This is a genomic window from Salinibacter grassmerensis (assembly GCF_947077765.1).
GTDB lineage: Bacteria > Bacteroidota > Rhodothermia > Rhodothermales > Salinibacteraceae > Salinibacter > Salinibacter grassmerensis.
This window is the reverse complement of record NZ_CAMTTF010000003.1, coordinates 248,679-262,610: the sequence shown is the minus strand read 5'-3', so window position 1 is coordinate 262,610 and position 13,932 is coordinate 248,679. Positions and strand designations below refer to the sequence as shown.

Sequence of the window (13,932 nt, the reverse complement as noted above, 5' to 3'; positions counted from 1 at the left end):
TGACCCATGGCTGATCAAAACGACGTCGACTACGAACACCTCGAATATGTGGACTACAAGGACACCGAGTTCCTGGAGCAGTTCATCAACAACCAGGGCAAGATTTTGCCGCGCCGCGTGACGGGGGTGCCCGCCCGCGTGCAGCGCCAGATTACAAAGGCGGTTAAGCGTGCCCGACACCTTTCCCTCATGCCGTATGTGTCCGAGTCGGTTCGGTAACGAACCCGGACGAACTGTCTCCACCATTTCCGACTGATTCGATTGCATCATGCAGATTATTCTCCTCAACGACGTGGATCACCTTGGTGAACAAGGCGAAGTCCACGAGGTGGCCGACGGATATGGCCGCAACTACTTGATCCCCCAGGGGCTCGCGCGGGTGGCCACCGATGGGGCCATTCGCCAGCTCCGCGACGAGCAGAAGCAGCAGGCCCGCAAGGAGGCCGCCAAGCAAGAGCAAGTCGAAGAGCTCAAGAGTGAGCTCGAAGACATGCAGGTGGTCTTTACGGCAAAGGTGGGAGAGGACAACCGCATCTTTGGCACCGTCACGACCCAGCAGATCGCGGTGGAGCTCTCCAACCGCGGCTTTGACATCGACCGGCGAGACATCGATCTCGACGAGGAAATCCGGTTCGTGGGGGCCTACACGGCGTCCATTGACCTGGGCTACGGAATCGAAGCGACCCTGGACATTCAGGTCATTCCGGAGTCTGGCTGACCGAGTTGACAACAGAACGCTGCGGTGGGAGAGGGGCCCTCATCGGCGTGAGGGCTTCTCTCGCTTCCCCCGCAGACGCGTCGAGACCAGTCCATCCATGCCACGTGGCATGGTCGGACAGCCCCTTGCCGAGACTGCCTGCTGTCCCTCCAAATCTGCTATTGAGTAAGCTCTAGGTTGGCATCCGGGGCCATGCCGGCCGCCTCCTTCGCCGTGCGCACCATTTGCTCCACGTCTTGGAGCAGCCGCTCGGCCTCGAAAACGATCCCGTCTTTGATTGTGTAGTCGACCCCGCCGGCCCGCTCCAGGCTGCGGGTTTCTTTGTTGAAACGGAGGGCGCCGGTGCCGTAGAGCACCTTCAGGTTCGCCAGTGGATTTTCGTCGACGAGCACCAGGTCGGCCTGCTTGCCGACCTCTACCGACCCAATCTCGTCGGCCTGGCCGAGCGCCTGTGCGCCCTCGAGCGTCGCGGAGCGAATGACCTCCAGTGGCTCGAATCCGGCCTCCTGCAGCAGCTCCAGCTCCCGCACGTACCCGAAGCCGTAGAGCTTGAAGATGTAGCCGGAGTCGCTTCCGACGCCGACCCGTCCGCCGCGATTCTTGTGCGCCTGTACGAACTGCATCCAGCGGTCGAAGTGGGTGTCCCAGGCCGCCTCGTCGGCGGTGGACCAGAAGTAGTGGTAGGAGCCGTGGTTTTCAAAACTGGGATGGAAGAAGTCCCACAGCGACGGAAGTGTGTAGGTGTCGTGCCACTCGGCACGGCGGCCGCGCATGAGGTCGCGGTTGGCCTCGTAAATCCCGAAGGTCGGGACCATCGTAAAGTCGAGGGCACGCAGGGAATCGAGCACCTGGGTCCATCGCCGGCTGCCCGGGGCCGCGGCCTGCTGCCACATCCGCCCTGCGTAGGCGAAGCGGTCCTCCTCGTCCTGGTAGTTGTACTCGGGGGGATAGTCCTGGATGGAGCGGTCGGTGTAGAGGGCCTCCGGGTAGCCGTAAAAGTGCTCGCCGGTGGTTAGGCCCCAGGTCGCGGTGTCCAGTACGTCGTACTGCGGGGTGCCCGGCTGGGCATGGTGCATGGCCGTGCGGAGCCCCTGTGCGTCGGCCTCCTGGAGGGCCGCCTTCAGCACGTCGGGCGGCGCTTCGAAGAACTTCAGGCCGTCGGCACCGGCCTCCGCCATGCGCTGGACCCAGGCGCGGGCCTGTTGGGGCGTCGTGATCGGCGCTTCCCGGTCGGTCCCGAGCGCAGGGTGAACGACCAATCGAGGGGCCGTAATTTCGTTGGCCGCGCTCCGCTTTCGGTGACGAAGGGTCCAGCCGAGCCCGTTGCCGGCGGCCACCTCGCGGGCCGTCGTCACGCCGTGGGCCATCCATAGCTTGAGAACGTACTCGGCAGGCGTGCTCTGTGCCGTGCCGCCGAGGTGGGCATGCAGGTCCACGAATCCGGGCAGGACGTGCATCCCGGAAGCATCCAGTTCGCGGTTGCCCGCCTCGGGGCGTGCCTCTTCGTTGATGGGGCCGTCGGGGGCGCCCACAGCCACAATCTGGGCAATACTGTCCCCCTGCACGACGATATCGACCGGGCCACGCGGCGGGGCCCCCGTGCCGTCGATGAGCGTGGCGCCCCGGATCACGAGCCGATCGTAGGGCCCGGCTCCCCGCTCGCGATCCGGCGCCGCCTCCGGGGTACTGTCGGACTGGACGAGGGCGGTGCCCCCGAGCCCGAGCGTGAACAGCAGCGAAAGCACGAGTACGACGGGCCGAGACATACGGGGAGGAGGGAGAGAAGAAAAGAAATGACGTCTTACCCGTCTAGACCGGCGTCGAGCGCCGCGGTAAAGTCCTCCGTGAGGTCGTCGGGTCCCTCAAGCCCCACGGACACGCGCACAAACCGATCGGTGATGCCCATGGCCTGGCGCACCGCCGGATCCACGTTCTTGTGGGACGTGTGCACGGGCTGTGACACGAGCGTCTCAACGCCGCCAAGGCTCGGCGCACGAAGGGGGAGGGAGAGTGCGTCGAAGAACGGGTCGACATCAGTCTGTGGGGCTAGTTCGAGGCCCACCATGCCCCCAAACCCATCAAGCAGTGTTCGGGCGCGATCGTGGTGGGCGTGCGACGGAAGACTGGGATGGTGCACCCGTTCGACGCCGTCGTGATCTGCCAGTGCCGAGGCGAGCGCCCGGGCCGTCGCGTTTTGCTTGCGCACCCGTACCCCGATGGTTTTGAGGCTCCGGTGCAGAAGGCCACAGGCGCGTGGATCCAACATGCCCCCGAGCAGCTTTGTCGTCTGGTGCACGTCTCCCAGGTGCTCCGACGCCCCGGCCACCACGCCCGCAGCCAAATCCGAGTGGCCCCCGAGGTACTTGGTGGCAGAGTGAAGGACTACGTCGAACCCCAAAGAGGCAGGACGAAGGTTGACGGGGGAGGCGAACGTGTTGTCGATGACGGTCGTGAGGGCGTGCTCCTCGGCGAAGTCGACCATTCCTGTGAGGTCCAGAACCTCAAGGCGCGGGTTGGTGATTGATTCCGCGTAGAGTACCTTGGTGTTTGGCTGCAGGGCCGCCGCCCACGCCTCGGGGGTGTCCTCGGCGACGAGGGTGTGGGCGATCCCGAACTGCGGAAGCAGGTCGTCGAGCAGGGCAAGAGTCCCGCCGTACAGGCTGCGTGGAGCGACGAGGTGATCGCCCGTCTCAAGCACACTCAGGAGGGCGGACGAAATGGCGGCCATTCCACTCGCCGTGACGAGGGCACTCTCCGTCTGGGTGAGGGCCGCAAGCTTGTCGTGGAGGGCCTCGTGGTTCGGCGAATTGTTATACCGGACGTAGCGGGGCTCGTCGTCCGGGTCGTCGTGGGTATAGGTGGCCGTCTGGAAAACCGGCATCGACACGGCCCCCTCAATCCGCGGATCCGGCTCGCCGGCGTGAATGGACTGAGTATCAAGGGTAGACATGGGCCGGAACGGGCCTCGCCGCTAAAGACTCGAAGACAGCGACCGATCCTGAAGATTGGACTGCAGAGACGAAATATCGTCCTGCAACTCAGTGTCGGACTCCAGGTTCTCCTCGATCTTTCGGTAGGCGTGGATCACGGTAGAGTGGTCGCGCCCGCCGAATCGAGAGCCAATGTGGTCGTACGACTCGTCGGTCAGCTCGCGGCAGAGGTACATGGCGATCTGGCGCGCCTGTGCCACGGTTTGCTTGCGGGACCGAGAGAGCAGATCACCCTTCTCAAGACGAAAGTACTCGGCAACCTGCTCGATGATGTCGTCCGCATTGAGGGCGTCGGCCCCTTCGTCGGTGTGCTCGCGCAGGAAGTGGCGGGCCGTATCGAGGTCGAGCTTTCGGCCGTCGAGCTGGACGAGGGCCGTGAGGCGGGTCAAAGCTCCTTCGAGTTGGCGCACGTTGGAGTCGATGCGCTGGGCGATCAGCTCCAGCACGTCGGGCGATACGGCGATGTCCTGACGGGCGGCCTTGCGCTGGAGGATCGCGATCCGGGTCTCAAGGTCCGGGCGCTGAATGTCGGCGCTCAGGCCCCACTGGAAGCGAGAGAGAAGCCGCTCCTCGATGCCGGGAATCTCTGCCGGGGGACGGTCGGCACAGAGAAAGATCTGCTTTCCGTTTTGGTGGAGGTCGTTGAAGATGTGGAAGAACTCCTCCTGGGTCTTTTCCTTCTCCCCAAAGAACTGGACGTCGTCGACGATGAGCAGATCAGCCTGTCGGTAGTAGCTCGAGAACGCCGCGATCCGGTTCTCGCGGACCGACTGCACGAACTGGCTCGTGAAGCGGTCGCTGGAGACGTACAACACCCGTTCGGCGGTGTTGTGCTCCAGGGCGTAATTGGCCACGGCCTGCGCTAGGTGTGTTTTTCCGAGGCCCACGCCGCCATACACCAGGAGCGGGTTGTAATTGGTGCTGCCGGGCTCCTGCGCCACGGCGAAAGCGGCACTCCGGGCCAGACGATTGCCGTCGCCCTCTACGAACTCGTCGAACGTGTACTCTGGACGGAGGTGTTGCTTGGCCTGCTCGTAAAGGGCTGATCGCTCGTCCGGGGACCCTGCCTCGGTCTGAGGCGGGGAAGGAGGCGAGGAGTCCTCTGTGCGGGTGTTACCTGGTGCATCTGTGGTGTTGGGCGACGGGGAGGAGGGCTGCCGGCTGGGGGACGAAGCCCCTCCTGAGGGCGGAGCATCCGGAGAAGACGGGTTGACCGCTTCTTGCCCGGCCGGGGTAGAGGTCGAAACCGACCCCGACGGACGAGGAGGTGTGGAGGAACGCCCGTTCTGGTCGTTGGATGGGGCGGACGACGGTCGGTCCTGGGGCGGCGAGGACGAAGACGCATCCGAATCGTTGGGGGAGGGCTCCGATGCGTCGGGGTCCGCGGAGATTTCGTCGGGGCGCTCCTCTTCCGGGGCCACCTGATAGGTCACGTCCGTGGGCTCCCCGACCGCCTCGCCCACGGCCTGTCGGATGGACCGCTGAAACCGGCTGCGAAGGTACTGAATGCCGAAGGGCGTGGGGACCTGTAGGGTCAGCGTGGGGGACCCCTCATCCGTAGACAGATTGAGGGGACGGATGGGATCCAGCCAGTTCTGAACCGTTCGCTCCGGGAGCGTCTCGCGAAGGTCGCGAAGCGCAGTGCGCCAAGCGTCGGAGGCGGACGGAACCATAGATGAGGAGAGGACCGTGCGTTAGCGGCGACAGAGAAGCGGCGCCGGCGGAGGCTTGGATCGACGCCTGCACAACGTAGACCACAGTCGTTCAGAACGCAAGCCGATGCCGGGAAAATTTAAAGAGGCGCGGCTTTGCGGCGCTAACGGTTCCCCCCTGTAATTTTCGGTCCGAATCGTCCCCAATGAAGGAGATCCGGCGGACGAGACTCAGGGTCGACTCGTGCGAAAACCTGATGCGGCAGGAGGTGCCTGGAGCCCCCTACATCGAAGAGTGAGATGCACCTACAAATTGCCTCGACGCTCCTGTTCCCGCTCCATTGCCTTGAACAGAGCCTTGAAGTTGCCAGCCCCGAATGAGCGGGCGCCCTCCCGCTGGATGATTTCGAAGAAGACCGTGGGGCGGTCCTGGACCGGCTTGGTAAAGATCTGAAGGAGGTAGCCATCCGGGTCGCGGTCTACGAGGATGCCGAGCTCCTCAAGGTCGTCGATGGATTCGTCGATGGAGCCCACGCGCTCGGTGAGGACCTCCCGGTCGTAGTAGGTGTCCGGAACGTGCAGAAACTCGACGCCGCGGCGACGAAGCTCATGCACGGTCGTAATGATGTCATCGGACGCGAGCGCGACGTGCTGCACGCCAGCTCCCCGGTAGAATTCGAGGTACTCCTCAATCTGGCTCTTCTTTTTGCCCTCGGCGGGTTCGTTGATCGGGAATTTAATCTTCTCGTCCCCGTTGGCCATCACCTTCGACATGAGGGCCGAGTACTCGGTCGAGATGTCCTGGTCGGTGAAGTGGAGCATGTTGAAGAAGCCCATTGTTTGGGCGTAGTACTCCACGTACGTATCCATGTCCCCCTCGTGGACGTTGCCCACACAGTGGTCCACGTACTGCAGTCCCGACGGGGAAGGTGGGGTCCAGAATTCATTCTCCCACCGCTCGAAGCCGGGGAGGAAGGGGCCGTCGTAGTCCGCCCGCTCGACGAAGGTATGCACGGTATCGCCGTAGGTGGCGATCGTGGCGGTCACCACGCGGCCGTGCTCGTCCTCGTGCACCATAGGTTCCTGAACGGGCGGGGCCCCGCGCTTCGTCGTCTCCTCGAATGAGGCAGTCGCATCATCAACCTCGAGTGCGATGTCCTTCACCCCGTCCCCGTGCTCGCGGACGTGCTCGCCAATTGGGGAGTCCGGCCCAAGGGCAGACGTCAGCACGAACCGGATGTCGTTCTGCGTTAGAAGGTAGCTCACCTTGTCTTCGTGCCCGGTCTCCGGGCCTAGGTAGCCCTGAATCTGAAACCCGAACAGGTGGGCGTAAAAGTGGGCGGCCTGCTTGGCATTGCCAACGTAAAACTCGACGTAATCGGTGCCGTTGAGCGGAAGAAAATCTTCGGGGGTTTCAACATCGGCGTTTGGGGCAGCGGTCGGGTTGGCCATGGTAAGCAAAAGAATTGTGAGTGGATGATTTTGGAAGCGCTTTCACCAGCTGGGATCGGCGGTACTTTTTCGCTGGACAAACGTTTCGGGTGCGTCCTGCGAGTCACGGCGAACCTGGGGAAGCCTGGGCCGCGGTCGCGGGGGTAGACATCTTGAACCGAACGGGGAGACGCAGTCGGATTGGAACAGGGGTCCCGTCCACCCTCGCCGGAATAAAATCGACGGATCGGACGCCATCCACGGCGGCAGAGTCACACAGGGGATGGAGGGACTCCGCTACGTCAATGTTCGTCACGCTTCCGTCGGGCTCGACGAGAAACTCAAGCTCCAAGCGGCCCTCAATGCCCTGTGCGCGTGCTTCTTTCGGATAACTGATGTTGAGGTACAAACTGCCCTTGCCCCCCACGATCCGGGGTGTGTGGTCCGTGACATCGAGCGTGCTCGCGTACTTTATCTCTTTGGTCCGGTCGGCATTCGAATCCGACGGCCTGGATCCCGAGTCGTCTTCCACCGTCTCCGAGGTGGACGCGGCCTCCGAGGCAGCGTCGGACGATGGAGTGGCGTTGGTTGGCGGGGGTGCCCGATCAGAGACGTCTTCTGTGCCCGCGTCGGTGGGCTCCTCCGGCACCACGTCACTGAGCAGAATTCGATCGGCGGACGAATTGGTCGTCCATCCCACCTGTGACGACGAGCGCTGGAGGGGGAGGTGAACCAGTGCAATCACGAGGGAGAGACTGGCTACCAGCCCGACCAGACAACGGATGGGATAGGCGTCGAGGGCAACGTCCGAGATTGTGTCCATGACGATCATGGTGGCTGAGTTGTGTCGTACACTGTTCCTTTACACGAATAATGCGTAAAGTGATTCCGTCCGCGGCCAATTGCTTTCTGCGAGAACGATTCTGGATGGTTGAATCAAACTGGACTGCTTAGTGTGGCATGGGGCGCAACCATTGCTCATCCGAGTCAGTCTTGAGTTCTTATGTTTTCGGCGCTTGTACTTGACGATGCAGAGGGGAAGATTCAGGCCCAGGTCCGGCGGCTCCATACCAATGACCTCCCGAGGGCCGAATCGGAGGAAGTGCGCCTAGAGATCTTGTACTCGAGCCTCAACTACAAAGACGGACTGGCCGTGACGGGCAGTGGGCAGGTCATTCGCGGAGACTACCCCATCGTGCCGGGCATCGACTTGGTCGGACGCGTCCTCGACACTGCCCACGAGGCATTCGAGGAAGGAGATCGCGTCATCGGGACTGGCTGGCAGTTGGGCGAGGTCGACTGGGGCGGCTACAGCCAAGAAGCCCGAGTGGCCGGTCGCAAGCTCGTCCCGCTTCCCGATGGGCTGTCCCCGGCCCAGGCCATGATTATTGGGACGGCTGGCTTTACCGCGATGCTTTCGGTGATGGCACTCGGCGAGCATGACGTATCTCCGGGAGCGGGAGAGGTCGTCGTGACGGGGGCGTCGGGCGGAGCCGGGAGCATCGCCGTTGCGCTGCTGGACGCCCTCGGACATGAAGTCGTCGCCTCCACGGGGAGCGAGACGGCGCACGAGTATCTTCGATCCCTGGGGGCCGATCGAATTGTGCATCGTCATGCCCTGGAGGAGGGCCCGTCCCGGCCGATGGAATCGGGGCGGTGGGCGGGAGCGATCGATGCGGTGGGGGGGGATACCCTCGCGACGCTCATCGCGCAATTGAAGCGGCACGGCAGCGTGGCGTCATTTGGGAATGCGGGGGGGCATGAACTGCGCACGACGGTCCTCCCGTTTATTCTGCGGGGCGTGAACCTGCTCGGCATCGACTCCAACACCTGCCCTGGCGACCGTCGTCGAGCGGCCTGGCGCCGGCTCGCGGACCTGCTCACCGACGCGCACTTTGGCCGCATCCACGCCCGGACGATTTCGCTTGGCGACATTCCAGAGGCCAGCCGAGCCCTTCTTTCGGGCGATGTGCAGGGCCGCATTCTCGTAGATGTGCAAGGAAGCGAATAAGCATGTGGGGCCGTCTGAATCGAGCGGGCGTTTTCCCCGTACGGTAGAGCCAAGCTTCCGAGAAGGCGCGGCGTCGTAGGTTTTCCTCTCTGGTTGTAGCCCCCAACAGCATGACGGTCTCCATCTGGCAGCAGGCGCACCAGAAGCGAGAAACGGCCTACGACGTGATCGTCGTGGGCGGGGGCATTGTCGGATGCTCGACGGCTTACTGGCTGAGCCGCCGCGCCCCATCGCTGGATGTCGCCCTGCTCGAAGCGCGGGCGCTGGGCGCCGAGGCGAGCGGGCGGAATGCAGGATTTGTCCTGCAGGGCACGCACGCCGACTACCGCACGGACGTGGAGCGCTACGGCAAGCGGACGGCCCGTCGGCTGTGGCAGTTCACACGGGAGAACCGCGATCTCCTCGCGGCGGAACTGCGTGGGACTGCGTTTTCGTGGCGGGCCGACGGTGCTCTCGTCGCGGCCGGCACTGCGGAGGAGGACGAGCGGCTGCGGGCGAGCCTGCCTCACCTGCGTGCAGCGGGTGCGCCCGCCGTCCACCTCGACGCGGAGGAGACCAACGATCGGATCGGGGCCTCGGGGTTCCACGGAAGCCTCTTTGTAACCACGGGGGCCGCGGTAAACCCGCTCCACCTCGTCCAACATGTGGCTGCAGAGAGCGGCGCCGACGTACACACGCAGCATCCGGTCGGACACGTGCGCTGGCGCGGGTCCGGGGCCGTGTTGGAGACCCCCGACCGGCACTTTCGGGCGCCCAAGGTGGTCTTCGCCCTCGGCCCCGCGCTTCCGGAGCTCGTCCCCGAAGCGTCGTCCGTCGTGCGCTCGGTGCGGGCGCAGATGCTGGCGACCGCCCCCGCCGATTCAGTGCAGATTCCGGTGCCGGTCTACTCCCACCGCGGCGGGTTTTACGTGCGGCAGCGGGACGATGGGCGCGTGCTCGTGGGGGGCGGCCGGCACGCGCATCGTGAGGCCGAGGAGACGAGCCGCGACGCGACGACGCCGGCGGTGCAGGCCACGATCGAACGGTACCTCCATACCCACTTCCCGTGGAGTCAGTCGCTCGGCATTGAGCAGCGTTGGAGCGGAACGATGGGCTTCTCGCCGGACGGACGGCCCGTGGTGGGGCGGGTGCCAGAGCACCCGGAAGGCGTCTTTGCCACCGGGTTTACGGGGCACGGCATGGGATACGGCTTCCGAATGGGCCGCCTGATGGCGGATCTGGTGTGGGCGGATGAGGAGCCCGAGGCCCTCGACTTGTTTGCCGCCTCCCGCTTCGAGAAACCGGACACAGAACAGGCGGAAGCCGCCCCGAACCGACCCCAGTCCACTGATTCTTGATCGGACACTCCTTCTGCTTCCGTTCCGACGTTCGGGCATTGGCCCTGGAGACAGGAGGACGGATAGCGCCCTCCAACATCGACACCGTTGCTCAATGCGAACGGTCCTCTTCGCCTGCATCGTCCTAGTGCTTCCCCTGCCGGTCATGGGCACCCCTGCCGACACGATCGATGTTCGTCTCGAGGACCATCAGTGGGAGCACCGGCTGCTGTTCGTGTTTGCGCCGTCCGACGCCAGTGGGGCGCGGGCCGAGCAGGAGGCCGCGTTCGAGGAGCACGACCCGGGGTTTCGGGAGCGGGACCTTCTGATACTGACCGTGATGGGCCCGAGCAAGGGCACGCAGCGGGCTGCCCCCGCCGCCGATCCGCAGCCGCTGACGGAGGCCGCGGCCCGGCGACTGCGCGACCGGTTCGACGTGCCGGAGGACGCGTTCCGGGTTGTGCTCGTCGGCAAGGACGGCACCGAGAAGCGCCGAGATCCCGAGCCGGTCACCGCCCGCTCCATCTTCGACACCATCGACGCCATGCCGATGCGCCAGCGCGAGATGCGGGAGCAGGACGGTGGGGGCGAGTAGCGCCTACAACTCGATGCCAATCAGCCAGCGGAAGTCGAACTCGCCGGTGCTGCCCTCAATGAGGCCCGGGTCACTGGCCCAAAGTGGGAACTTGGCCACCACGTCCAGACCCTGTAGGAAATCGGACTGGGCGGTCCACCGGTCGAGGTGGGGAATCTCGGAGATGCTGTAGCGGGCGCCGATTCCGGCGTCGGCCTTCAGGTCGTCCGCGGCAAATCCAGAGAGGAACGCGCCCTCGTTCCACGTCGTGCCGATGCCCGAGAAGGCAGAGAGGCGCAGGGGCGAGAGGGCGTTCACGGTGGGGAACGGAGTGCCACCGAGCGAGAGCCGACCGGCCGTGATGTTTTCGCCACTGAGGCCGAGACGCCCGTTGGCGGCACGGAGATACGCGACCGGTCCCGACGACCCGAAGCCGACGAGGTGGGCATCTGACACGGGCTGCTCGAAGGCTGCACTCGCCTGCCGGTACGTGTCGCTGCGCCACTGGTTTTCGAGAGATTGTCCCCCAAGAACGAATTGTTTATGGGGGAGGAGATTGCTGGCGCCGAGACCGAACTGAAGGTTTGCTCGGCCGGTGAATAAACCGAGTTCCGCCGTCTTCTGGGCAGTGAGGCCGATCCGGGAGGCCTGATCGAAGGACCCCGCCGGAGATGTGTCGCTGTCGAAGGCGCGAAGGGTGCCTCCGAGTTCCGTGACGGCCGAGATGCGGTTGCCATCCCGCGCTCTAGTGTAGTTGAGCTGAGCGAAAAGAGCCTGTGACTGGCCCCAGGGATTGAAAATCTGGTCCCGAGTGCCCAGTACATTTCCACTAGGATCTCGGACCTCGTTATAAGGGGTTCGTGAAAGCCCGAAGGCGCGATCACTTAAATTCAACTGATGCACCGCGGAGAGGCGAAGCCGCTCAGATTGATCGGCAAGCGGGGATGAAAGGGGAAGCCGAAGTGAAAGCCGATTTTCGAATACACCGAGGTGCTTCGCTGCCGAAAGTTCCACCGTGGCGCGAGCCCCGAACGGGTCGACCGGGTGCTCGTAGCGAAATTCGTAGTCGAGGCCGTCGAACCAGGTCCCTGTACCGTTATCAGAGGGAAGAAATGGACCTGGGCGAGGCAAATCAGAGTTCTGAAGCGTCGGTTCGTCTCCCCCTGAGAACAGCACCTCGGGCCAGAGGGTCACTGTCCCGCGGAGCCGGCGCTCGCCCCGAAAGTACTGGCCACGGACCTGCACGCCGCCGCCAAACCCGAAGTCATGGGCATATCCGGCCAGCGGCCGCACGCCGAGCTCGTAGTGCGACCAGCTCGGCTGTGGGGCACGGAGGACGTGCGTCCGGAGCGGCAGGGTCGTGGAGTTGTTGAGTCGGTTGACATCCGGCGTCTCTCCGTTCGGATCGACTACCGCCTTCTCAACGCGACTGTCGACCGTCACCGACACCGTTTTTTCCAGAGCGACCCAGGGCCAGGGCTCCGTCACGATCCAGTCGTCCGGGACTGGCTTATGCCCGTGCATCGACGCCAGGGGCACATTGAGCCACTGCGTCGAGCCGTCGGCCAGGGTGAGCTTCACGTCCTGCGGCAGGCGAAGAGAGCCCTTCCGCTCTAGGGTTAGGTCCACCGCCACACTGTCGCCCGCCCGCTCCTGGCTGAGGCCCACGATCGCGTCGTCGACCGTACGGGTCGATTCGGTCACCTGCTGGAAATACCAGTCGAGCATGAGGCCGCTCTCCTGCTCGGCAAACAGCTCCAGGTCGAACGGGTCAGGGTGCATTCCGCCCCGCTCGCGGAAGTAGCGCCTCAGCCATTGGTCGCGCTGCGCGTCCCCAATGACGTAGCCCATCATGTCCACAAGCATCTGTCCGCCGGGGTACGAGGTGATGCCGTACGCGGCATTGGTCGAGAACCAGTCGGCCGGGGTGCTGAACGGCTCGGCGATCCCCAGCTTCTGCATCGTGACGACGCTCTGGCGGGCCCCAGTGTGGTTCGCAGGTCGCCCCGCGAGGTGGGCCATCCCCTCGGTCGTGGCGTAGCTCGTGAAGCCCTCGTCCATCCAGGCGTAGTCGGCCTCGTTGCTGCCCAGGGCCGAGTAGTACCACATGTGGGCAAACTCGTGGACCGTGGTGCCGAGAATAGACCGGTAACTGCTCTTCGCCTCAAACTCGGGCCCGTCGTAGCTGCTCACGACCGTAAACATCGGGTACTCCATGCCGCCGTCCCCGCCCTGTGCCACGGTCATCTGCGGGTACGGGTAGTCGCCGTACTCGTCGCTGAAGAACGCCGTGATGTCGGGCATGTTGGTTCGCAGCGGGCGCCACTGCTCAGCAACCCCGGGCTTGTAAAGGATGTGGTGCGTGGTGCCGTCCGCCGTCACCTTGTCGTGAATGTAATCGGGGTCGGCCGACCAGGCGAAGTTGTGGACGTCTTCGGCCCGAAAGTGCCAGGTGAGCGTATCCGTTTCCGGCAGGCCGTCCGATGGGCGCCACGAGCCGTTGCCGTCAATGTCGTAGCCGTGCCCGACCTCTTCGGGGTTTTGGAGAACGCCGGTGGCGCCAATCGTATACTCGGCGGGAAGGGTGATCTCTACGTCGAACTCGCCGTACGGCGCATAGTACTCGCGGTTAACGTAGTAGTTGGCGTGCCAGCCCCGCTCGTCGTACTCCGCCATCTTGGGATACCACTGCGTCATGGTATAGTCGATGTCGTCCCCGCGGCTGTCCCGTCCGCTCCGGCGTGTCTGAAGGGGCACCTGCGAGCGGTAGTCCATGACGAAGGTGGTGGACGTGCCGGGCGGGATCGGGGCGGCGAGATCCACTCGCAGAACCGTATCGTTCACCTCGTAGGAGACGGGCGTGCCGTCCTGGGTAAGGGACTCCACCGTCTGCCGCCCCTGCTCGTCCGGCGTCAGGTTGAAGATGCGCGGCACTGTGCGCCCGTCGGGGTCGGGGAGATGCCGATTGCGCTCCGCCATCATCGACTGCGGCTGAAAGGCATTGAAGTACAGGTGGTAGTAGACCGTGCGGAGCGTGTCCGGCGAGTTGTTGGTGTAGGTCAGTCGCTGACGGCCGTCGACCTGATGGGTCTCCGGGTTGAGGCGAATGTCCATCTCGTAGTCGACGTGCTGTTGCCAGTGGCTCGGCGACTGTGCGAGGGCCAAGGCGGGGCTGCACAAGAGAAAAAGGAGGAGAACAGAGAGACGGGCGCGCATCGGGAGAAGACGTCGGTCCGAAGA

At 64.3% G+C, this 13,932-nt stretch carries 11 protein-coding genes; 5 read left to right on the top strand and 6 right to left on the bottom strand.

Annotation, left to right across the window (positions count from 1 at the left end):
* The first annotated feature begins 6 nt into the window (after window positions 1-6).
* Both rpsR and rplI read left to right on the top strand, forming a co-directional pair.
* Window positions 7-219 carry a 30S ribosomal protein S18 gene (gene rpsR / locus OJB03_RS08395; protein ID WP_103021020.1) on the top strand — a complete coding sequence of 71 codons (213 nt, stop codon included), beginning with the start codon at window positions 7-9 and terminating at the stop codon, window positions 217-219.
* A 49-nt stretch (window positions 220-268) separates the two neighbouring features.
* Window positions 269-718, top strand: coding sequence for a 50S ribosomal protein L9 (rplI, locus tag OJB03_RS08390; protein WP_263786471.1), 450 nt, complete (start codon window positions 269-271; stop codon window positions 716-718).
* 158 nt (window positions 719-876) lie between these two features.
* Here rplI and OJB03_RS08385 read toward each other — a convergent pair whose 3' ends face one another.
* From OJB03_RS08385 to OJB03_RS08365, 5 genes are all read right to left on the bottom strand, one after another.
* Window positions 877-2,484 carry an amidohydrolase family protein gene (locus OJB03_RS08385; protein ID WP_263786470.1) on the bottom strand — a complete coding sequence of 536 codons (1,608 nt, stop codon included), beginning with the start codon at window positions 2,482-2,484 and terminating at the stop codon, window positions 877-879.
* A 35-nt stretch (window positions 2,485-2,519) separates the two neighbouring features.
* A complete protein-coding gene (locus OJB03_RS08380; RefSeq protein WP_263786469.1) occupies window positions 2,520-3,668 on the bottom strand; it encodes a trans-sulfuration enzyme family protein in 1,149 nt (382 codons plus the stop codon).
* Between the two features lie 21 nt (window positions 3,669-3,689).
* On the bottom strand, window positions 3,690-5,381 hold the full coding sequence (gene dnaA / locus OJB03_RS08375; protein ID WP_263786468.1) for a chromosomal replication initiator protein DnaA: 1,692 nt from the start codon (window positions 5,379-5,381) through the stop codon (window positions 3,690-3,692).
* A gap of 285 nt (window positions 5,382-5,666) precedes the next feature.
* A complete protein-coding gene (gene hppD / locus OJB03_RS08370; RefSeq protein ID WP_263786467.1) occupies window positions 5,667-6,812 on the bottom strand; it encodes a 4-hydroxyphenylpyruvate dioxygenase in 1,146 nt (381 codons plus the stop codon).
* Between the two features lie 103 nt (window positions 6,813-6,915).
* Entirely contained in the window at window positions 6,916-7,623 is a 708-nt protein-coding gene (locus OJB03_RS08365; protein ID WP_263786466.1) for an energy transducer TonB, read from the bottom strand.
* Window positions 7,624-7,794: 171 nt separating this feature from the next.
* On the opposite strand from OJB03_RS08365, the gene OJB03_RS08360 reads away from it, so the two are divergent.
* From OJB03_RS08360 to OJB03_RS08350, 3 genes are all read left to right on the top strand, one after another.
* Window positions 7,795-8,802 (top strand): MDR family oxidoreductase, encoded by a 1,008-nt coding sequence (locus OJB03_RS08360; protein ID WP_263786465.1) that lies wholly within the window; start codon window positions 7,795-7,797, stop codon window positions 8,800-8,802.
* A gap of 110 nt (window positions 8,803-8,912) precedes the next feature.
* Window positions 8,913-10,139 carry an NAD(P)/FAD-dependent oxidoreductase gene (locus OJB03_RS08355; protein WP_263786464.1) on the top strand — a complete coding sequence of 409 codons (1,227 nt, stop codon included), beginning with the start codon at window positions 8,913-8,915 and terminating at the stop codon, window positions 10,137-10,139.
* 94 nt (window positions 10,140-10,233) lie between these two features.
* Window positions 10,234-10,713, top strand: coding sequence for a DUF4174 domain-containing protein (locus OJB03_RS08350; protein ID WP_263786463.1), 480 nt, complete (start codon window positions 10,234-10,236; stop codon window positions 10,711-10,713).
* A 3-nt stretch (window positions 10,714-10,716) separates the two neighbouring features.
* Here OJB03_RS08350 and OJB03_RS08345 read toward each other — a convergent pair whose 3' ends face one another.
* Complete coding sequence (locus OJB03_RS08345; protein ID WP_263786462.1) at window positions 10,717-13,908, bottom strand: M1 family metallopeptidase; 3,192 nt, start codon at window positions 13,906-13,908, stop codon at window positions 10,717-10,719.
* Window positions 13,909-13,932: the final 24 nt, after the last annotated feature.